17 protein-coding genes and 1 pseudogene are annotated in these 20,282 nt (G+C 60.7%); 14 read left to right on the forward strand and 4 right to left on the reverse strand.

Annotated elements, in window-relative coordinates; translation table 11 throughout:
* Window positions 1-8 precede the first annotated feature (8 nt).
* A pseudogene (locus QRN50_RS20600) lies at window positions 9-1,466 on the reverse strand (PAS domain S-box protein); the annotation flags it as partial.
* A gap of 623 nt (window positions 1,467-2,089) precedes the next feature.
* Between QRN50_RS20600 and QRN50_RS20605 the strand changes: the two are divergent.
* The 5 genes from QRN50_RS20605 to QRN50_RS20625 all read left to right on the forward strand — a co-directional run bounded on the left by QRN50_RS20605 (window position 2,090) and on the right by QRN50_RS20625 (window position 7,594).
* Window positions 2,090-3,019, forward strand: a complete 930-nt coding sequence (locus QRN50_RS20605; RefSeq protein WP_058399470.1) for an AraC-like ligand-binding domain-containing protein — start codon at window positions 2,090-2,092, stop codon at window positions 3,017-3,019.
* A gap of 134 nt (window positions 3,020-3,153) precedes the next feature.
* Entirely contained in the window at window positions 3,154-4,044 is an 891-nt protein-coding gene (locus QRN50_RS20610) for an arginase family protein (RefSeq protein WP_024652285.1), read from the forward strand.
* A 196-nt stretch (window positions 4,045-4,240) separates the two neighbouring features.
* Window positions 4,241-5,587 (forward strand): LLM class flavin-dependent oxidoreductase, encoded by a 1,347-nt coding sequence (locus QRN50_RS20615; protein ID WP_024642892.1) that lies wholly within the window; start codon window positions 4,241-4,243, stop codon window positions 5,585-5,587.
* The gene (locus QRN50_RS20620) at window positions 5,584-6,543 is read left to right on the forward strand and encodes a D-isomer specific 2-hydroxyacid dehydrogenase family protein (RefSeq protein WP_060405983.1); all 960 of its coding nucleotides are present in this window, start codon (window positions 5,584-5,586) and stop codon (window positions 6,541-6,543) included. The genes QRN50_RS20615 and QRN50_RS20620 overlap by 4 nt, the downstream gene beginning before the upstream one ends.
* 76 nt (window positions 6,544-6,619) lie before the next feature.
* Window positions 6,620-7,594 carry an aliphatic sulfonate ABC transporter substrate-binding protein gene (locus QRN50_RS20625; RefSeq protein WP_096126688.1) on the forward strand — a complete coding sequence of 325 codons (975 nt, stop codon included), beginning with the start codon at window positions 6,620-6,622 and terminating at the stop codon, window positions 7,592-7,594.
* Between the two features lie 59 nt (window positions 7,595-7,653).
* Here QRN50_RS20625 and QRN50_RS20630 read toward each other — a convergent pair whose 3' ends face one another.
* The 3 genes from QRN50_RS20630 to QRN50_RS20640 form a co-directional block, all read right to left on the reverse strand.
* On the reverse strand, window positions 7,654-9,324 hold the full coding sequence (locus tag QRN50_RS20630) for an amidase (RefSeq protein ID WP_192873863.1): 1,671 nt from the start codon (window positions 9,322-9,324) through the stop codon (window positions 7,654-7,656).
* 86 nt (window positions 9,325-9,410) lie between these two features.
* Entirely contained in the window at window positions 9,411-10,043 is a 633-nt protein-coding gene (locus QRN50_RS20635; RefSeq protein WP_003407311.1) for an ANTAR domain-containing response regulator, read from the reverse strand.
* The gene (locus tag QRN50_RS20640; protein ID WP_024638470.1) at window positions 10,040-11,188 is read right to left on the reverse strand and encodes a transporter substrate-binding domain-containing protein; all 1,149 of its coding nucleotides are present in this window, start codon (window positions 11,186-11,188) and stop codon (window positions 10,040-10,042) included. Before QRN50_RS20640 ends, QRN50_RS20635 begins: the two co-directional genes overlap by 4 nt.
* A 728-nt stretch (window positions 11,189-11,916) precedes the next feature.
* Between QRN50_RS20640 and urtA the strand changes: the two genes are divergently transcribed.
* The 9 genes from urtA to ureC all read left to right on the forward strand — a co-directional run bounded on the left by urtA (window position 11,917) and on the right by ureC (window position 20,273).
* Window positions 11,917-13,098 (forward strand): urea ABC transporter substrate-binding protein, encoded by a 1,182-nt coding sequence (gene urtA / locus QRN50_RS20645; RefSeq protein WP_096126689.1) that lies wholly within the window; start codon window positions 11,917-11,919, stop codon window positions 13,096-13,098.
* Window positions 13,099-13,164: 66 nt separating this feature from the next.
* Window positions 13,165-14,067, forward strand: a complete 903-nt coding sequence (gene urtB / locus QRN50_RS20650) for an urea ABC transporter permease subunit UrtB (protein ID WP_058399467.1) — start codon at window positions 13,165-13,167, stop codon at window positions 14,065-14,067.
* 1 nt (window position 14,068) lies between these two features.
* Window positions 14,069-15,211: an urea ABC transporter permease subunit UrtC gene (urtC, locus tag QRN50_RS20655; protein ID WP_011267503.1), complete on the forward strand. Its 1,143-nt coding sequence runs from the start codon at window positions 14,069-14,071 to the stop codon at window positions 15,209-15,211.
* A complete protein-coding gene (gene urtD, locus QRN50_RS20660; protein WP_024652283.1) occupies window positions 15,208-15,945 on the forward strand; it encodes an urea ABC transporter ATP-binding protein UrtD in 738 nt (245 codons plus the stop codon). The genes urtC and urtD overlap by 4 nt, the downstream gene beginning before the upstream one ends.
* A gap of 2 nt (window positions 15,946-15,947) precedes the next feature.
* Window positions 15,948-16,637, forward strand: coding sequence for an urea ABC transporter ATP-binding subunit UrtE (gene urtE, locus QRN50_RS20665; protein ID WP_003407324.1), 690 nt, complete (start codon window positions 15,948-15,950; stop codon window positions 16,635-16,637).
* 22 nt (window positions 16,638-16,659) lie between these two features.
* Window positions 16,660-17,100, forward strand: a complete 441-nt coding sequence (gene ureE / locus QRN50_RS20670; protein WP_096126690.1) for an urease accessory protein UreE — start codon at window positions 16,660-16,662, stop codon at window positions 17,098-17,100.
* Window positions 17,097-17,828, forward strand: a complete 732-nt coding sequence (locus QRN50_RS20675) for an urease accessory protein UreF (RefSeq protein ID WP_096126691.1) — start codon at window positions 17,097-17,099, stop codon at window positions 17,826-17,828. Before ureE ends, QRN50_RS20675 begins: the two co-directional genes overlap by 4 nt.
* A 33-nt stretch (window positions 17,829-17,861) precedes the next feature.
* Window positions 17,862-18,557 carry an urease subunit beta gene (locus QRN50_RS20680; protein WP_011267498.1) on the forward strand — a complete coding sequence of 232 codons (696 nt, stop codon included), beginning with the start codon at window positions 17,862-17,864 and terminating at the stop codon, window positions 18,555-18,557.
* Window positions 18,558-18,560: 3 nt separating this feature from the next.
* Complete coding sequence (ureC, locus tag QRN50_RS20685; RefSeq protein ID WP_011267497.1) at window positions 18,561-20,273, forward strand: urease subunit alpha; 1,713 nt, start codon at window positions 18,561-18,563, stop codon at window positions 20,271-20,273.
* The last annotated feature ends 9 nt before the right edge of the window (window positions 20,274-20,282 follow it).

Here is a 20,282-nt window from a genome sequence, read left to right on the forward strand (position 1 = left end):
TTGAACGGCAAGCCGTCGTGGTCGAAAATCGGGCTGTACGTCGCCTGAATCCAGATTTTCTGCCCGTATTTGCTGACACGCATGAAGCGCCCGGAGTAGAACTCGCCCTGCCCCAGCCCGTGCCAGAACTCACGGTACTCGGTGCCGCGCACATACTCTTCCTCACAGAAGATACGGTGATGCTTGCCTTTGATTTCCAGCAGGCCATAACCCAGCGCTTTGAGGAAGTTGGCATTGGCGGTGATGATGTTGCCGGCCATGTCGAATTCGATGACGGCCTGGGCGCGGTCGATGGCATTCACCTTGCCCTGGTCCTCGACGCTGGTTTCCTTGGCCACAGTCACGTCGAGCGCGAACTTGACGATCTTGTAGGGTTTGCCCTGTGCATCGAAAATCGGGTTGTAGGTGGCCTGAATCCAGATCTCCTTACCGTCCTTGCGCTTGCGCTTGTATTCGTTGGCGTCGTACTCGCCGCGCCCCAGCTTCTCCCAGAGCTCACGATACTGCAGGCTGCTGACGAATTCCTCGGAGCAGAACATACGGTGGTGTTCACCGACGATTTCATCGAGTTCGTAGCCGAATACCGCCAGAAAATTGCGATTGGCGTGCAGCACCTTGCCCGTCAGATCGAATTCGATCACCGCCTGAGAACGTTCGATGGCCGTCACCTTGCCTGCGGACTCAGCCTGACGAATGCGGCTCTCGGTCACATCGTTGGCGAACTTCACGACCTTGTAAGGACGACCATCCGGGTCGAAGATCGGGTTGTACGTCGCGCTGATCCACAGCTCGCGACCGTTCTTGCCGATGCGCTTGTATTCGCCTGAGTCATACTCGCCACGTTCCAGCTTGGCCCAGAAGGCACGATATGCAGGGCTGTTCAGGTAGTCGTCTTCGCAGAACATGCGATGGTGCTGACCCTGAATCTCGTCCAGACGATAGCCCAGGACCTTGAGAAAGTTTTCGTTGGCGTTGAGCACGCGACCGTTCAGGTCGAACTCGATGATGCCCTGCGAGCGATCGATGGCCGCAACCTTGCCTTCGTACTCGGCATTGGACTTGCGTTGCGCAGTGACGTCTGTGGCGAACTTCACCACCTTGAACGGGTTGCCCTGCTCGTCGAACACCGGGTTATAAGTCGCCTGCAACCAGATCTCGCGCCCGTTCTTGCCCAGGCGCTTGTACTGCCCTTCGTCGAAAGCGCCCTTGCCGAGTTTTTCCCAAAACGTCACATATTCGACGCTGGATGCATGTTCCGGCGTGCAGAACATGCGGTGATGCCGACCTTGGACCTCATCCAGCCGATAACCGACGCAATCCAGAAAATTGGTATTGGCCCGCAGGATATTGCCATCAAGATCGAACTCGATCATCGCCTGGGAGCGGTCAATGGCCGTCATCAGCGAGTGAAGATCAAGTTCCAGCCCGGCCTTGTCCCTGTGGGTGGTTTCAATTGTGGTCGACATGTGGAAATACTCTGCGAGTAAGCATCTATGGAAGTATTGTTATAAAGCGCCGGTTTCCGCGAGCCCTGTCAGACACACCGATGTGTGGACTATGGAGGCTGCCGATCAAGCCGGTTAATCGTCTTTCTCAATGCCGTCCATAGCGCAAACTGCAGTTCATCAGCGTCGGATGGAATGACCGACTCCACTTGGCAGGTAGCTGTAGCATTAACATCGGCATCAAACGGAACAGCTTTAGGGCAACTGGTTCGCCACCACACACACAGACACCCCTTGGCCTGGCCGGTAGTCGGCTAAGCGCGCCTGGTACACCATTCCTTTACCTGCTTTGAACAACTCGCCGTCATCAGTAATAGAACCAGATGACAAGAATGACTGCGCCAGTCCAGCCCAGGGTCAGCAAGAAGGAAAGTCCAGCAAGACGCGGATCCATGGAACTCCTGTTCTGGAAGGCTTGGATAAGCAGAGCGCAGCATACGTAGGCCTATATCGGCCGGATCACCGACATATCAATTATTTTCGTCACACTGGAGCACTGTAGACGCAGGGGTCTTGCTCTGGATCAACGTCTGATAACCTTGAAGCCTATCACTTCGTGAAAGACGCTCTTCGCAGAGGCAGACATGGCCATGATTTTCCCAGTCGAACCACTACGACCCGAGGATCGTTTCGACGCCTGGCAGGAGGTTGTGAGTTCGACGTATGGCCTGGTCGCCAGCCAGCCCCTGAACGAAGCGCCGTTTGACGGCAGACTGAACGTCAGGGGTCAGGGTAGCGTTACTTTCACCCGGATCCAGTCATCCCCCCTGCATTACCGGCGCTTGCAGCAAGACAGGGAAAGCGATCACTTCCTCCTCACGCTCTCTTTGTGTCCCGACGCGCTTGTCGTGCAGAACGACAGGGAGTCCCGGCAAGGCGCTGGCGATATCGTCCTTTACGATAGCGCACAGCCTTACGCATGCCGTTACCCCGAAGGGGACGATCAGATTGTCCTGACGGTGCCCCGCAAGCTGTTGCTGCAACACATCCCCAGTGCCGAACGACTGGTGTGCCGGACGCTGGATGGCCATTCGGCATTGGGTCGTGTTGCCGCCGTCGTGTTGACCGAAGCCTGGAACGCAGAGGGTTTATCGGACCCGCTGAGCGAACGACTCAATGCATCACTGCTGGACGTACTGTCTACCGCCTTCGACTCGGTGTTTGGCGACACCGATATCCGACGTCAGTCTCATCAAATGCAGCAACTGCAGCGCATCAAGCAGTTCCTGCTGAATAATCTGCCCGACACAGGGCTGACGGCCGAAAACATTGCCTTGGCGACTCATGTCTCCCCACGCACACTCAATCGACTGTTCGCACAGGAAGGCACTACGGCCATTCGCTGGCTCTGGCAGCAAAGGCTTTCGGCGTGCCATGACGCACTGCTCAAACGCCACGTTCGCCGGGTCAGCGACGCTGCGCTGAATTTCGGCTTCACCAACCTCTCGCATTTCAGTCGAGCCTTCAAAAACGCTTATGGCATTCCTCCCCAGCAGTTGCTGGAGCCACGATAAGACGACTGGCGTCTTCGGCACAGCGATTGACCGTTCAGGCAAAGCACGCCGCATCCGGGTCGATCAGTATCACCGCCCTAATGACGGCGCTTTCTGCGCGCCGTGCCAATGAACGGTGATGAAGGAAAACCTCGATGACGACCCACCCCGATAAGACCCTGCGCCTGATCTTTCCCCAGTGGCAGGGCGGCAACAACGCACCTTATCATTTTGGCGCACAACTGCTGGCGTGGCTGGCACCGGACACGTCAGGGCCTGTCGAGCACGTGGCCGTAACCGAACCCGATGATCAACCACTTGAACTGGAAAACGGCATTATCGCCCGCCATGCGTTGCTCGCGCAGCTTGACCTTGCACGGCAACTGATCGACCGGCATCAGCCGGATCGGCTGGTGGTTCTGGGTGGCGACTGTCTGGTCGACCTCGCGCCATTCGCCTACCTGAATGAACGTTACGACGGTGACCTTGCGGTGCTGTGGGTCGACGCTCATCCGGACGTCATGACACCCAGAGACTTCCAGCATGCGCATGCGATGGTCATGGGCAATCTGCTGGGCGAAGGTGACAAGGATTTCGTCAACGCGGTGAAACGCCCTGTCAAGCCGACCAATGTGATGTATGCAGGCCTGCAGGAGACCCTCGAGGTAGAAACCGCGTTCATCAAACGTCTCCGGCTGCGCAGTGCCGGTGCCCAGGCGCTGGCCCACTCCAGCGAGCCGGTGCTGCAGTGGCTTGAGGACATCGGGGCAAGGCACCTGGCGATCCATCTGGACCTGGACGTGCTGGACCCGGCACTGTTTCGTTCTCTGCTGTTTGCCCAACCCGGTGTCCCGGCCAGTGACTTTGAAGGCGTTGCTCAGGGCAAGATGACTATCGAGCAGGTGGTCCGCTTGCTGACAGACGTCGCCAGCGTCGTGGACGTGGTCGGACTTGGCATTGCCGAACACCTGCCATGGGATGCTCTGGCGTTGAAGAACATGCTGATGAAACTGCCGCTGCTCGGCGACCGGGCTGCCAACCCATGAGTCTTACTCCTGAATCAGCGGATAAAATTCAATTTATGCATACTCATCACATAAATAATTATTTAATTTAATAATAAACCTATAACAAAAAAGAATTTCACGGCGGTTTTTTATAGGCATACCGTGACCCCATTACCGACCCCTTTCGCCAGGCGGAGGTGAATCTACCTTCTTCATCACGTCCGGGGCACACTCCATGAGTAGACGACAACACCTTAAACTTGGCGCCATGGTCCACGGGGTCGGCCATGGCTGGGGCGAATGGCGCCACCCGCAAGCGCTGGCCAATGCCAGTGTTGATTTAGGTTTTTATCAGCAACAGACCCATCTGGCAGAAGCGGCCCGCTTCGACTTTGTGTTTATTGCCGACAGCCTGCACATTCACGAGAAATCCAGCCCGCACTACCTGAATCGCTTCGAACCCTTGACCATTCTGTCCGCACTCGCAGCCACCACCCGGCACATCGGCCTGGTAGCAACGGTCACGGTCAGTTACACCGAGCCGTTCCAGGTCGCTCGCCAGTTTGCCTCGCTGGATCACATCAGCGGCGGCCGGGCTGGCTGGAACGTGGTGACGTCGTGGCTCAGTGGCACCGCCGATAACTTCAGCAAGGGCGAACACCCGCCACATGCGGTGCGCTACCGCATCGCCAAGGAGCATATCGACGTGGTCAAGGGCCTTTGGGATTCCTGGGAAGACGACGCTTTCGCCTACGACAAGCAGAAAGGCGAGTTCTTCACGCCAGGCAAACTGCACGCGCTGAACCACAAGGGCGAATTTTTCTCGGTGAAAGGCCCGCTCAACATCGCCCGGTCGAAGCAGGGTCAGCCGGTGATTTTTCAGGCAGGCACTTCCGAGGCCGGGCGTAACTTCGCCGCTCAGAACTCGGATGCGATCTTTGTTCACGCCGAGAGCTTCGATGAGGCACGCGCCTATTATCAGGACCTGAAACAACGGGCTGGCGGCTTTGGCCGCGATCCGCACGCGCTGTCGATTCTGCCGGGCATTCGCCCGATTGTCGGGCGTGATGAGGCCGAAGTGGAGAGCCGCTATCGCCAGGCCGTGGATCTGGTGACGATCGAAGATGCCATCGTCGCCCTTGGCCGACCGTTCAATGATCATGACTTCAGCCAGTACCCCCTGGACGAACCCTTCCCGGAACTGGGCGATCTGGGCTCCAACAGCCAGAAAGGCGGTTCGGACCGGATCAAGCAACTGGCCAGAGATGAAGGCCTGAGCCTGCGTCAAGTCGCCCTGCGCTTCTCCCTGCCCCGCCGCGACTTCGTCGGCACGCCGGAACAGGTTGCCGACGCGATACAGACATGGTTCGAAGCAGGGGCGGCCGATGGCTTCATCATCAACAGCGTTCTGCCCGATGGTTTGCAGTACTTCACTGAACAGGTGGTGCCGGTGCTGCAGCAGCGCGGCCTGTTCCGTACCGAATACACTGGCAATACGCTGCGTGACAATCTCGGTCTTGAAGTGCCGGCCAATCGTTATGCAAAGGCTGTCGCCCATCAATCGGACGAGGCTGTGGCATGACCCGACTCGTGATAGCCAGCCAACTGGATAATGACTTCAATCAGGTCATCCGCGAGCGGCTTGCAGTGACCCATCCAGAAGCCAGGGTCATCGGCGTACCGGCCGGCGTGCCGAGCGACCTGCCTGCCGAGGTCAGCATTCTGCTGGCGCGCCCTATCAATGTGCATGGTTATGAAGCCCCTGCCTCGCCGCCTCCGGGCTGGCCTTATGGCCTGAAATGGATTCAGGTGGTGTCTTCGGGCATCGACTTCTATCCTGGCTGGCTGTTCGACGGCCCGCCGGTCAGCACCTCGCGGGGCAGCGCGGCAGAAAACATTGCCGAGTTCTCGTTGGCCGCCATTTTCGCTGCTGCCAAACACCTGCCGGACATCTGGGTGCATGACTCGCAATGGAATTTCACTGCACTGACGCCACTCAAGGGCACTACGCTCGGAATTCTCGGCTTCGGCGCCATCGGTAGCAGCCTGGCCGGTAAAGCGCTGGCACTGGGCATCAACGTTGTGGCATTGCGGCAGAGCCAGACACCGTTCGAGGTTGATGGCGTCGAAAGTGCACGCGACATTCACGAGCTTTTTTCCCGCGCCGACCATCTGGTGCTGGCCGCACCGTTGACACCTGCCACACGGCACATCGTCAACGCTGACGTACTGGACAGCGCCAAACCCGGCCTGCACCTGATCAACATCGCCCGTGGTGGGCTGCTTGATCATGAGGCGCTGCTCAATGCACTGGACCGGGGAAACATTGGCCTCGCGTCGCTGGACGTCACCGAACCCGAGCCCCTGCCGGACGGTCATCCCCTGTATGCACACCCCAGAATACGCCTGTCCCCCCACACCTCGGCGATCTCCAGCAACAGCCGCCACGAAATAGCCGACAGCTTTCTGGCCAACCTTGACCGTTTCCTCAGCGGGCAGGCCTTGCAGAATCAGGCTGATCACCAGCGTGGCTACTGACGAAAATCATCGCCATTGCGCTGCGTGGGGATACCACTCCTGACACTCAGTGCCACCTTCAAATACCGAGCGTGCCATGCCCAAACCGATAAAACACACACAAACCGGCTATCGCCGTGCGCTGCTGGCAGGTCTGCTCGCGGGGTTGGCCCTGTGCATCACCCTTCCCGCCGAAGCACAGGAAACGCTGCGAATCGGTTACCAGAAGTCGTCGACGCTGATCACGCTGCTGAAAACACAGGGCACTCTGGAAAAAGCCCTCGCCGCACAGCACGTTGCGGTGACCTGGCATGAGTTTCCGAGTGGCCTGCCACTGCTGGAGGCCTTGAATGTCGGCAACGTGGACATCAGCGCGGATGTGGCGGACACCGTACCGATCTTCGCTCAGGCGGCACAGGCCCGGCTGACCTACTTTGCCCAGGAAGCGGCCTCGCCTTCCGCGCAGGCAATCATCGTCCACAAAAACTCGCCCGTGCGGCAGCTATGGGATCTGAAAGGCAAAAAGGTCGCGGTCACCAAGGCGGCGGGTTCTCACTACCTGCTGATCGCGGCATTGAAAAAGGCCGGTCTGGCATTTTCCGATATTCAGCCCGCCTATCTGTCGCCCGCCGACGGCCGCGCAGCCTTCGAGAACAACAAGGTTGACGCCTGGGTCACCTGGGAACCCTTCCTGACCAGCGCCCAACGGCAATTGCCAACGCGCACTCTGGCTGACGGCAAAGGGCTGGCCAGTTACAAGCGCTATTACCTGACCGGCACCGGCTATGCCAAGGAACACCCACAAGTGCTCAGCGTGGTTTACGAGAAGTTGCACAAGGCAGGCATCTGGCTCAAGGCCAATCCACGCGAAGCAGCGCAGGTACTAAGCCCTCTGTGGGGCAATCTGGATATCGAAACGGTTGAAATCGCCAACAGCAACCGGGCTTATCAGATCCAGCCAGTCACGCACGATCAACTGGACGAACAACAGCATATCGCCGACGCCTTCTTCGCTGCCGGGCTGCTGCCCAAGGCGGTGGATGCGCAGGATGTGGAGGTCTGGAAGCCTTGAGAGATGAAGGGCACACCCGCTCGCATGGAGCGAGCATGCCCCTCGATCAGTCTCCGGACTCAAACCCCTGGTGGCGTGGGAAACGCTCCGCGGGCGGTTTCATAAGCCTGCGCGACACGCAACGCCAGGGCATCCTTGAAGCGCGGCGCGACGATCATCATGGCGACTGGCAGTCCCTCGGCCAGACCAGCCGGGACTGACGTGGCCGGGTGGCCGGTCAGGTCGAACGGTGCGGTGTTGGCCAGCATGTTCAACGCGCTGTGCACGTACTCTTCAATCGGCGCGTCGGCGGCGGTCAGTGTGGTGGCCACGAACGGCATGGTCGGCATTACCAGCACGTCGAATTGCTTGAAGGCTTCATCGTATTGGCGGGTGAGTTCCGGCACCAGCATCCGCGCCTTGGCGTAGTACGCACCGTGCAGGTTTTTCAGGCTGTAATGCCCGGTCAGCGCCACGGCACGCACGCTGCTGGATAACGCATCGGCGTGTTCGCGACGCTTGGCGCCGAAGTAACTCATGATCTCGGGGTCGTAATAGCCGTCGACATTCATGCCATAACCGTTGCCTTGCAACATCTGGTAGGCCGCGCCATCGGTGGCGATGACATTCCACATGTCCAGCGCCACTCCGCGGTGCCACGGCGCACTGGCGTCACCGACCGTCGCACCGAGACTTTCCAGTTGCGCCACGGCGGCGCGCACCAGTGCATCGACCTGCGGCTCGGACATGCCGGGAATCGCGAAGCCTTCACGCAGCAGGCCTATTTTCAGGCCTGCAACGCCTTGATCGAGGGTCGCGACGCAGCTGACGGCTGGCGGGTTTTTCTGTCTTGAATCGAGCCCGTCGGCGCCAGCGATCACATCGAGCATAATCGCGCAGTCACGCACGTTATTGGCCATCGGGCCGACATGGTCGATGGTCCGTTCAATCGGGAAGGCGCCGGTGTAAGGCACCAGGCTGTAGGTAGGTTTGTGTCCGACGATGCCGCTCCAGGCCGACGGCATGCGGATCGACCCACCCTGATCGCCACCGATGGCCATGTCCACTTCCTGCAGGGCGACCAGCACGGCGCTGCCGCTGGATGAACCACCTGCGTTGCGGGTCAGGTCCCAAGGGTTTTTCACCGCGCCGGTGGCCGAGGTAAAACTGGCTCCGGAGAAGCACAGGTCTTCGCACACCGACTTGCCAATCACCGTCGCACCGGCGGCCAGCAGGCGCTTGACCACCGTGGCGTCTTCGGACGGCACGTAACCATCGAGGCTCAACGAGCCATTGGCCATGGGCACACCGGCCACCGATACGTTGTCCTTGATGACCACCGTTCTGCCTGCCAGCGGGCCACTGGCAGCACCGGCAATGTGGGTCTTGACGTACCAGGCCCCGTACAGGTTCTCGGCCGCAGCCGGTTTGCTGTGTTCGCGCAACGGCGCCGGCTGGGCGACATGGGCAGCGTATAAGGCATCGATGGCTTCGTAGGAACCCAGAGTTTCGTCTGCGAGACTCAGGAACGACTCCATCTGACTGTCTGACAGGTCGTAGCCATGGTCCTGGGCGGCAATCAGAAAGTCGGCTTTGCTGGGACGTTTTACGGACATGGTGTTCTCCAGATAACGGTAAGGACAGCCCGGGTTCAGGCAGTCATTGACTGGAGCCGCCTGCGCAGGGCGCACAGGCATGGGCTCGATCCGGAGGACGTCGTTGTCCACGCCGGTCGCCACGCGGTGTTCCATACCTGCCGGGTCAGGGCGTATGGCAACGGTCCACGCAGAAGAGGATCAGACGTGGCGCCCGACACTCGAAGCTTGTCTGCAACCTGTCAGGAACAGGCTTGTTGAAACAGTTCATGGGCCTTGACCAGCGCCTCGGCGATTTTTTCCACCGGCTCGCGCTTGGCCATCGCCTGATCACGCAGCGCGTTGTAGGCGTCCGTTTCAGACAGGCCCTTGGTTTCCATCAGGATGATCTTGGCCTGCTGCACGGTGCGCATCACCGCCATGCGCCCTTCCAGGCGCTTGACGTGCTTTTCCCGTTCCCGCGTCTTGCGGGCCTGGCTGAGGGTGATGGCCAGAGCGGTCAGCAGGCCGAACGAGCGGACCGGCGACGGAATCACCGAACAGGCGTTGAGCTGCACCAGCGCCTCGACAATGATCGGGTTTTCATAGGCGATTACCGGAATGATCGGTGGCGTCGAGTGGTGCAGCAGCCAGGGGGTGTTGGTCGACAGACTCTCCGGCGATACCGCCAGCACGATCACGTCAGCCTCGCTGTGCAGACGCTCGGGTATCGGCCACTGCACCCGCACCTGACAACCGATGCGCTGCAACTGAGCGATCAGGTTGCGACCGTCTTCGTCATCGGGATGCATCACCAGCACGCTGATATCGCGCAGGTCCTTGATGCCGCCTGCGCTGTCGTTGCGCAAACGTTTCTTGGCGGCACGCAGGGTCATGGACGCCTCCCGGTCAGGCTGGACCAGCCATTGAAGTCAGGCGCCACCGCATAAGGGTCGGGCTTCAGCGCTTTCTGACTCTCGTAAAGGATGTCGAACTGCCCGTCGGCATTGGCACGGCCGATCCGCGAGTACAGGTAGGTATGGTGGTTGTGTTCATCGATACGCACCCGTCCCTGCGGTGCGTCGTATTCCAGACCGCGCATGGTCTGCAACACACTCTCCACGTCGGTACTGCCTGCGCGGGCGATCGCCTTGGCCAGCAGATGGACCTGAAAGTAAGCGGCCTCCCAGCAGCGGTCGGTCACCTGATGCTGGCCAAACATTTCCCGGTACTGGGCGATGCACTGGCGATTGAGCGGCGTGTCGATCGACTGGAAATAGGTCGCGGCCGAAATGTGCCCGGTGCCCAGATGGACGCCCATCTGCTGAATATCGGTTTCGCTGGTGGTGACACTGGCAATCGGCATGACCGCTGGGTCGAAACCGGCATCGGCGTAGGCCTGATACAGGTGCGCCATGGTGTCGCCGACCACTGTCGAAAAGATGAACGAGGGTTTCAGCTCTCTGGCCTTGACCATGAGCCTGGCGAAGTCCTCTGCCCTGGCGTTTTTCAGTGGCAAGTAGTATTCACCCAGCTTGCTGCCACCCCGCTCGTAAAGCAGGTCGCTCATCAACCGGTTGGTTTCGTAGGGATAGACGTACTCCGAGCCGATCATCAGCACGCGACTGCCGAAGTGATCGAACATGTAGCTGCCCAGTGGCACCGCGTTGTGGTTCGGCGTGGCGCCGGTGTAGATGATATTGCGCGAATACTCGAAGCCCTCGTAGTACACCGGATAGAGCAGCAAAGCGTTGTAACGTTCGACGACAGGCAATACGGCCTTGCGTGCCGCCGAGGTGTAGCAACCGAAGAAAAACCGCAGGTTCTCTTCGCGAATCAGCGATTCGACATGCATGGCAAACAGCGCAGGCGTGGAATCCGGATTGCGGGTGATCAGTTCCAGAGAACGGCCATTCACGCCTCCGGCGGCATTGATCTGATGAATTGCAAACTGTGCGCCGCGCATTGTTGAACACTCACCGGCAGCGGTGACGCCGGTATTGGAAAACAGACCTCCTATGCGGATCGACGGGTCAGTCATGCCTATAAACCTTTCACGTGAGATGAGACGCCCGCAGGTGGCCGGGAGCCTGAAAAGAAGACTGAGCGAATAACCGTGGATTCGACGGTGGCTCTCAGGCGGTTGTGCCTGGGGCTGGCGTGACGGCAGTGTCAGGACCAGTCGTGCGAGGGGCCTTCCACACCTGCCGAGAATGGGCGTGTGGCAAGAGACCCTGCGAGGGTGTCGGGCAGGCTCATGCAGGGAGCGGGCCATGCGTGACGAGGCGCGTCGGGGAGAAGCGAATTCGTTGGCGAAGAAGGCCGTGCATTCGTGAGGTCCAGGTCGCCTCGAACAGTGCCTTCGCGAACAGGTTCGCTCCTGCAAAAGCACAATATCTCAGTCTATGCATGAGTACATATCGCGAGAAAAAAGGGTCTTCTGCATCACGCTTTTGGTGCGTAGGAGCCCTGTTCGCGCCAAAGCGGCGCATGTCGGTTTGTGCGTGCAATTAATGCAGGGGGGCTCTGCCTGAGGGTTTCGAAACGCGCGCCAAGAGCCGTTTCGCCAGTTGGCATTGCCCTTGCTAAGTTCACCCTGAGACATCGCGCCAGCTGTTTGCCCTACGCCCCTCTTGGCAAGTAGGGAGACACCTCGCGTACGACTGGATCGGACGCAGTTGTCCCGCCAGATTCGGCACAAAAGCCTGACCTCCCGCCCATTGATTTGGCCGGGACGTCGGGCTTTTTTCATTCCTGGGAGATAAGTGAATGCACAACGACAAACGCCGTTTGATCAAGCATGCTCTGTTGCTGGGCGCGATCAGCCTGCTGCCGTTTGCCCTGATCGGTCAGGCGCAGACGGACGAGGCCGTGAAGGTCGGCATCATCCACTCGCTGACCGGCACCATGGCCATCAGTGAAGCCTCGGTGGCCGACGCGGAAAAACTCGCCATCGAAGAGATCAACGCCAGTGGCGGCGTGATGGGCAAGACCATCGAGCCGATCGTCGAGGACGGTGCCAGCGACTGGCCGACCTTCGCCGAGAAGGCGCGCAAGTTGCTGGAAAACGACCACGTCGCGGTCACCTTTGGCGCGTTCACCTCGGCCTCGCGCAAAGCGGTGCTGCCGGTCTTCGAGCGCAACAAAGGCCTGCTCTACTACCCGACCTTCTATGAAGGGCTGGAGAAATCCCCGGCCATTATCTACACCGGCGCCGAGGCCTCGCAGCAGACCCTGGCGGCCGTTACCTGGCTGATGGCCAACAAGGGCAAGAGCGTCTATCTGGTCGGTTCCGACTACATCTGGCCACGCACCACCAACAAGCTGGCGCGGGCGTCGGTGACCAAACAGGGCGGCTCCATCGTCGGCGAAGACTATCTGCCGCTGGGCGCCATCGAGTTTTCCTCGGTGATCAACAAGATCAAGGCGGCCAAGCCGGACATCGTGCTGTCGACCATCGTCGGCGGCTCCAACGTAGCGTTCTACAAACAGCTCAAGGCTGCGGGTATCGACAGCAGTAACCAGACGCTGATGGGGCTGGCGATCACCGAAGAGGAAGTCACCGGCATCGGTGCGGAAAACCTCGTCGGCTTCCTGACCTGCATGAGCTATTTCCAGAGCCTGAAAAACCCGGTCAACGAGAAATTCGTCCAGGCCTTCAAAACACGCTATGGGCAGCAGCGCGTGGTCGGTGACCCGATGGCAGCGGCGTATACCGCGGTATACCTGTGGAAAAAGGCCGTCGAGAAAGCAGGCAGTTTCGAGGTGCCGAAGGTGATCGCCGCATCCTCGGAAATGACCCTCGATGCGCCTGAAGGCGAGATCAAGGTGCACAAGGACAACCACCACCTGTGGAAGCGTGCGCGCATCGGCACCCTCAATGCGCAGGGCCAGGTCGACGTGATCTACGAGTCGGCACCGATCGAGCCCAACCCCTTTCCGAAACTCTGATTCCGGCCCGGGCGCGATCCGCTTCGCGCCCGCTTTCGTCAATGTGCAGCAACAGGTAGCGACGGCATGACTCTCGATACGCTGGTAATGCAAGTCTTCAGCGGGTTCTCGCTGTTTTCCGTGCTGGTGCTGATGGCACTCGGGCTGACCATCGTGTTCGGCCTGATGGGCGTGATCAACATGGCGCACGGCGAACTGATGGCGATGGGCTCATACATGACCTACGTCACCTCCGTGGTGTTTCAGCGCTACTTTCCCGAGCTCATGGGCTGGTATTTCATCATCGCCATCGGGATGGCCTTTGTGGTGACCTTTGCCTTCGGTCTACTGCTGGAACGCTGCTGCATCCGCTTCATGTACAACCGGCCGCTCGACACCCTGCTGGCGACCTGGGGGCTGTCTCTGGTCCTGCAGCAGCTGTTCCGCCAGGTCTTCGGCCCCAAGGAAGTCAGCGTGCCCACCGTACAGTGGTTGCAGGGCGCATGGAAAATCAGCGACGGGCTGGAGCTGCCCCTCAACCGGATTTTCATCATCGGTCTGACCTTCGTGATAGCCGCTGCGGTGTTCCTGTTTCTCTACCGCAGCCGCTGGGGCCTGCGCATTCGCGCCGTGACCCAGAACCGCGCCATGGCCGGTGCAGCCGGGATCAACACTGCGCGGGTCGACTCGGTGACCTTCGCGCTGGGCTGTGGCCTTGCGGGCATTGCCGGCAGTTCGTTCACCATGCTTGCGTCCACCGGCCCGGTCAGCGGTCAGCAGTACCTGGTGGACACTTTTATCGTCGTCGTGTTCGGCGGCGTGGAAAGCCTGCTGGGCACCTTCCTTTCGGCGTTCGCCATCGGCCAGACCCAGGTTTCGCTGGAATACCTGACCACCGGTTCCATGGCCAAGGCGATCACCCTGCTGGTGGTCATCGTGCTGCTGTTCTTCCGCCCCAACGGCCTGTTCGCCACGAAAGTGAGACGTTGAGATGAATGACATGACTGAAAAGCCGACGCTGCGGCCGCAGGCCTCGGTGTCCGGCGCCGGCAAGCCAGCGGGTGGCTGGTTGACGCTGATCGAGCGCTACAGCCTGATCTGGCTGTCGCTGCTGTTGCTGGTGGCATTGCCGCTGATACTGGGGGATTTTCGCCTCGGTCTGGCCGGCAAATACCTGAGCCTGGCGTTCTGCGCAGTGGGCATGGTGATGATCTGGGGCTACGGCGGCATCCTCAGCCTCGGCCAGGGGATCTTCTTCGGCCTGGGCAGTTACATGATGGCGATGTACCTCAAACTCGAAGCCACCGCCACGGACGAAGCGGCCAGCGCCCTCGCCGCGTTCTACGGTTCGGCACTGCCGGACTTCATGATCTGGAACAGCGTCGAAGCCCTGCCCTTGTGGTGGAAGCCGTTCGAGTCGGCGACCTTTACCCTGGCCGCGATCCTGATCCTGCCTGCACTGCTGGCGTTTCTGTTCAGTTATGCCTACTTCAAAAAACGCGTGGGCGGCGTGTACTTCTCGATCATTACCCTGTCACTGGCCTCGATCATGTCGATCATGATCATCGGCCAACAGGGCTACACCGGCGGCGTCAATGGCCTGACCGATTTCAAGACGGCCTTCGGCCTGAGCCTGCAGACGCCCCAGACACCCTGGATTCTCTACCTGATCACCACACTGTTGCTGCTGGCCAGCGTCGCGATGTGCGGCTTCATCCTGCGCAGCCGCCTGGGCAAGGTGATCGTGGCGATCCGTGATCGTGAGGACCGGGTGCGTTTCTCGGGCTACAACACTGCGCTGTTCAAGGCCTTCATTTTTGCCGTGGCCGCGCTGATTTCCGCGCTGGGCGGGGTGATGTTCACCTTGCAGGTCGGTCTGGCGTCGCCCTCGCTGGTGGGCATCATTCCGTCTACCGAAATCGTCATCTATGCCGCACTGGGTGGGCGCCTGTCGCTGGTGGGGGCAGTGTACGGCACGCTGTTGATCGGTACGGCAAAAACCTGGCTGTCGGAAAACTTCGTCAGTTTCTGGCAGTACTTCATCGGTTTCCTGTTCATGGCCGTGGTGCTGTTCCTGCCCACCGGGCTGGCCGGGCTGCTGCAGCGCCTGAGCAACAAGGAGACACAGTCATGAGTGCAATGTTACTGAGTGTCGAAGACCTGACCGTGTCATTCGACGGTTTCAAGGCGGTCGACAACCTCAACTTCTACGTCGAAGAGAACCAGGTGCATGTGGTGATCGGCCCCAACGGTGCGGGCAAGACCACCCTGCTCGACATGATCTGCGGCAAGACCCGCCCGAGTGCCGGCAGCATCCGTTTCAAGGACCTGCAACTGGCCAACATGATCGAGTACCAGATCACCCGCGCTGGCGTGGGCCGCAAGTTTCAGAACCCGTCGGTCTACGAAGACCTCACCGTGCGCGAAAACCTCGACATTTCCTCGCCGGACAAGCGCGGCATCTTCAACTGCCTGTTCGCCGGAAAGAACGCAGCGCTTAACGCCGAAATCGAGCAGACCGCCGAAATGATCTTTCTCAAGGATCAGCTGGAGCGCAAGGCGGGGCTGTTGTCCCACGGCCAGAAGCAGTGGCTGGAGATCGGCATGCTGTTGATGCAGCGCCCGGAACTGCTGCTGCTCGACGAGCCCGTCGCCGGCATGAGCGCCGGCGAGCGGGAGAAAACCGCTGGCCTGCTCAAGCTCATCGCCAAGGGTCGCGCGATGGTCATCATCGAGCACGACATGGAGTTCGTGAAATCGGTGGCCGACAAGGTCACCGTCCTGCATCAGGGCAAGACCCTGGCCTACGGCTCGATGGATCAGGTGCAGAACGATCCTCGCGTCATCGACGTCTACCTGGGGCACTGAACATGCTGAATGTCTCTCACCTCAATGTGTATTACGGCGACAGTCACGTGTTGCGTGACCTCAGCCTGGAGCTGGCGGCAGGCGAGTCACTCGCGGTCATGGGCCGCAACGGCATGGGCAAGACCACCCTGCTCAGAAGCCTGGTCGGCATGCTGCCGACGCGCAGCGGCAGCATCACCCTGGCCGGGCAGGAACTGACCGGCAGCAAGAGCTACGAGCGGGTCGCCGCCGGAGTTGGCTTCGTGCCCCAGGGGCGGATGATCTTTCCCTACCTGAGCGTCGAGGAAAACATTCTGACCGGCATGCAGGGCGCGCCCGCTGCGCCGATTCCCGACTACATCTTCGAATACTTCCCGGTGCTGTTCGACATGCGCCGACGCAAGGGCGGCAATCTGTCAGGCGGCCAGCAGCAACAGTTGGCCATCGCCCGCGCGCTGGTCTCCAACCCCAAGGTGTTGATCCTCGATGAGCCCACCGAAGGCATCCAGCCGTCGATCATCAAGGACATCGCCAAAGCCCTCAACCTGCTGAAAAAGGAACGCGGGTTTTCGCTGATTGTTTCCGAGCAGGTGCTGTCGTTCGCCATGGCGGTGGCAGACCGCTACCTGATCATCGAAAAAGGCGAGTTCGTGCACAGCGAGGTCCGCGAAACCGTCGACCGCGAGCGCATCCTGCGCTACCTGACAATCTGAACAACGCACAGGAGCCATCGTCATGCTGATACTCGACCGCATTCTGGGCCAGGCCAGCGACCCTGCCCTCGCCGACCGCCTGCATGACCTGAGCCACGCCGGTCAGGTGGAAACCCTGAGCCTGTCCGGCAGTGACATCCAGCGTCATCGCCTGCGCCTGGCCAGCGACCGCGGCACCGACTGCGCGATCCGCCTGGAACGTCACCAACAGCTGCGCAACGGCTCGGTGCTGATGCTCGACAGTCAACGCGCCATCGTCGTGCAAATGCAGGATCAGCAATACCTCGACCTGCAGCCGCGCGACGCGGCCGCCGCGCTGGAACTGGGTTATTTCGCCGGCAACATGCACTGGGCGGTGCGCTTTGCCGGAGACACCTTGCAGATCCCGCTCAACGGCCCGGAAGCTGACTACCTCGAGCGTCTGGCGCCCATGCTCGCGGACGGCCGGGTGCAGCGCGCATGAACGCTTCGAGCAGCCTGTTGCTGGCGCTGCAACAGGCCGACAGTTTCTTTCCCGGCGGCGCAGTGGCGTGGTCGTGGGGTCTGGAAACGCTGGTCGCTGACGGGCACCTCGGCCACGGCGAAATCGTCCCGCCACGACGCCGGCAACGAACGCTTCGCCATAGCCGCAGTGCCGAAGTGCATGGCTTCGTCGAGGGCCAGTTGCGCCATCGCTGGAACAGTTTTGATCGAGTGTTTCTGCTCGCCGCCTGGCACGCGGCCGATGACCAGCCGGCGTTGATGGCTCTGGACGCCCGGATCGAAGCGCTGACCCTGGCCGAGGAACTGCGCCAGGGCTCACGACGTGTCGGCCAGGCATTGCTGGGCGTGCATGTCGCGCTGGGCACATCGGGCGCGGCGTCCTATCAGCAGCAGATTCTGACAGGCAACACACCGGGCCATCTGCCCGTGGTGCAGGGCCTGCTCTGGAATCACCTCGGCATGCACCGCGATCACTGCCAGCTGGCTGCCGCGCACGCTTTGTGTACCGGGCTGGTCAGCGCCGCCGTGCGGCTCGGGGTCATGGGCCACATCGATGCGCAACGGGTGCTGACCGATATTCAACCGCTGATCACCGAACTGCTGGCGCAGGAGCCGCCTGAGCCGGACGACGCGTGCGGCTTCACACCCATGGGAGAAATCGCCGTGATGCGCCACGAAACCCAGGACCTGCGCCTGTTTGCCAATTGACCGGCCTTCTACTGACAGCTCTGGAGCCCCCTCATGTTGCTGACCCCTACCGAACTTGAACGACTCACGCTGTACACCGCCGCCGAACTGTCACGCAAACGTCGCAGCAAGGGCCTGCGCCTGAACTTCCCGGAAGCCTCGGCACTGATCGCCGACGAAATCCTCGAAGGCGCGCGTGAAGGTCGCAGCGTCGCCGAGCTGATCGGTTTCGGCTCAACGATCCTCAACACCGATGACGTGATGCCAGGGGTCGCCGACCTGCTGCCGGTGCTGCAGGTCGAGGGCACGTTTCCGGATGGCACCAAACTGGTCACTGTGCATCAACCAATCCGCCCGGGCCAACTGCCGCTGGCAGTCATGCCCACACCGGGGGAGATTCTTGCACCTGACGGCGATATCCACCTGAACGGCGACCGACCGACCGCCACCCTGCGCGCGATCAATACCGGCGACCGGCCAGTGCAGATCGGCAGTCACTATCACTTTTTCGAGGTCAACAAGGCGCTGGATTTCCCGCGTGAACGTGCCTTCGGCATGCACCTGGATATTCCCGCAGGCACGGCCGTGCGCTTCGAACCCGGCGAGCTGCGCGAAGTGCAACTGGTGCAGTTTGGCGGAACTGGCGACATCCACGGCTTCAGTGGCCTGACCAATGGCAACCTGCACGATCCGGCCTGCAAGCTCGCAGCGCTGGAGCGTGCCCGCGCCCAATTCTTCAAAGGAGCCTGAGGCATGGCAACGATGACGCGCAAGGAATACGCCGCCATGTACGGCCCCACGACTGGCGATGCCGTGCGCCTGGGCGACACCTCGCTGCTGGCCGAAGTCGAGTTCGACCACTCGGTACCCGGTGATGAGTGCCTGCACGGCGGTGGCAAGACGCTGCGTGACGGCATGGGCCTGATGCCCGGGCATGACAGCGTTGACGGCGCCCTCGATATGCTGATCTGCAACGCGCTGATCATCGACCCGGTGATCGGCATCGTCAAAGGCGACATCGGTATCAAGGACGGCAAGATCGTGGCCATTGGCAAGGCCGGCAACCCGCAGATCATGGACGGCGTACACCCGCAACTGATCTGCGGCGTCGCCACGACCGTACGCGATGCCGAGGGTCTGATCGTCACCCCCGGCGGCATCGACGTGCACGTGCATTTCGACTCTGCGCAACTCTGCGATCACGCGCTGGCGGCAGGCCTGACCACACTGATCGGCGGCTCGCTGGGGCCGATCACGGTCGGCATCGATTGTGGCGGGGAGTGGAACGTCGGCAAGATGCTGCAAGCCGCCGAGGCCTGGCCGATCAACTTCGGCTTTCTCGGACGCGGCAATTCCAGCAAGCCCGAATCGCTGCTCGGGCAACTGCGTGGCGGTTGCCTGGGGCTGAAGATCCATGAGGACTGGGGCGCCATGCCGGCAGTGATCGACACCTGCCTGAAAGTCGCCGACGAATACGACTTTCAGGTGCAGTTGCACACCGACACGCTCAATGAATCCGGGTTTCTCGAAGACACGCTGGCGGCCATCGGCGACCGCACCATTCACATGTACCACACTGAGGGTGCAGGCGGCGGGCATGCGCCGGACATCATCAGCGTCGCCGGAAAAAGCAACTGCATCCCCTCCTCGACCAACCCGACCAACCCCTACACCGTGAATACATTCGACGAGCACCTGGACATGATCATGGTCTGCCACCACCTCAATCCGGATGTGCCGGAAGACGTGGCGTTCGCCGAATCGCGGGTACGACCGCAGACCATCGCCGCCGAGGACATCCTGCACGACACCGGCGCCATTTCGATCCTGGGCTCCGACAGCCAGGGCATGGGCCGTATCAACGAGGTGATCTGCCGGACCTGGCAACTGGCGTCGAAAATGAAAGACCAGCGCGGTCGCCTGCCGGAAGAAACCACGGCACTGGGCGACAACGAACGGATCAAGCGCTACATCGCCAAATACACCATCAACGCCGCGCGGGTATTCGGCATCGACAGCTACATCGGCTCTCTGGAGCCCGGCAAGCTGGCCGATCTGGTGCTCTGGCGGCCGGCCTTCTTCGGCATCAAGCCGGAACTGGTGGTCAAGGGTGGCTTCATCGTGCACGCCGTAATGGGTGATTCCGCCGCCTCGCTGTACACCTGCGAACCCTTGGTGATGCGCCCGCAATGGGGCGCGTTTGGCGAGGCGAAACAGGCCCTGTCGGTCAACTTCGTCAACCGTCTTGCGGTCGAGGCCGACACCGCCACGCGGCTGGGGCTCAAAAAGCAACTGCTGCCCGCGTTCGGCACTCGCACCCTGCGCAAGTCCGACATGCTGCACAACGATGCCTGCCCGGATATCCGCGTCGACCCGCAGACTTTCGATGTGTACGCCGACGGCGAGCGCCTGCACTGCGAGCCGGTCAGCGAAGTGCCACTAGCGCAGCGCTACATGCTGCGTTGAAAACCACCC

This window comes from Pseudomonas sp. MEJ108 (assembly GCF_030208985.1).
Taxonomy (GTDB): Bacteria; Pseudomonadota; Gammaproteobacteria; order Pseudomonadales; family Pseudomonadaceae; genus Aquipseudomonas; species Aquipseudomonas fragariae.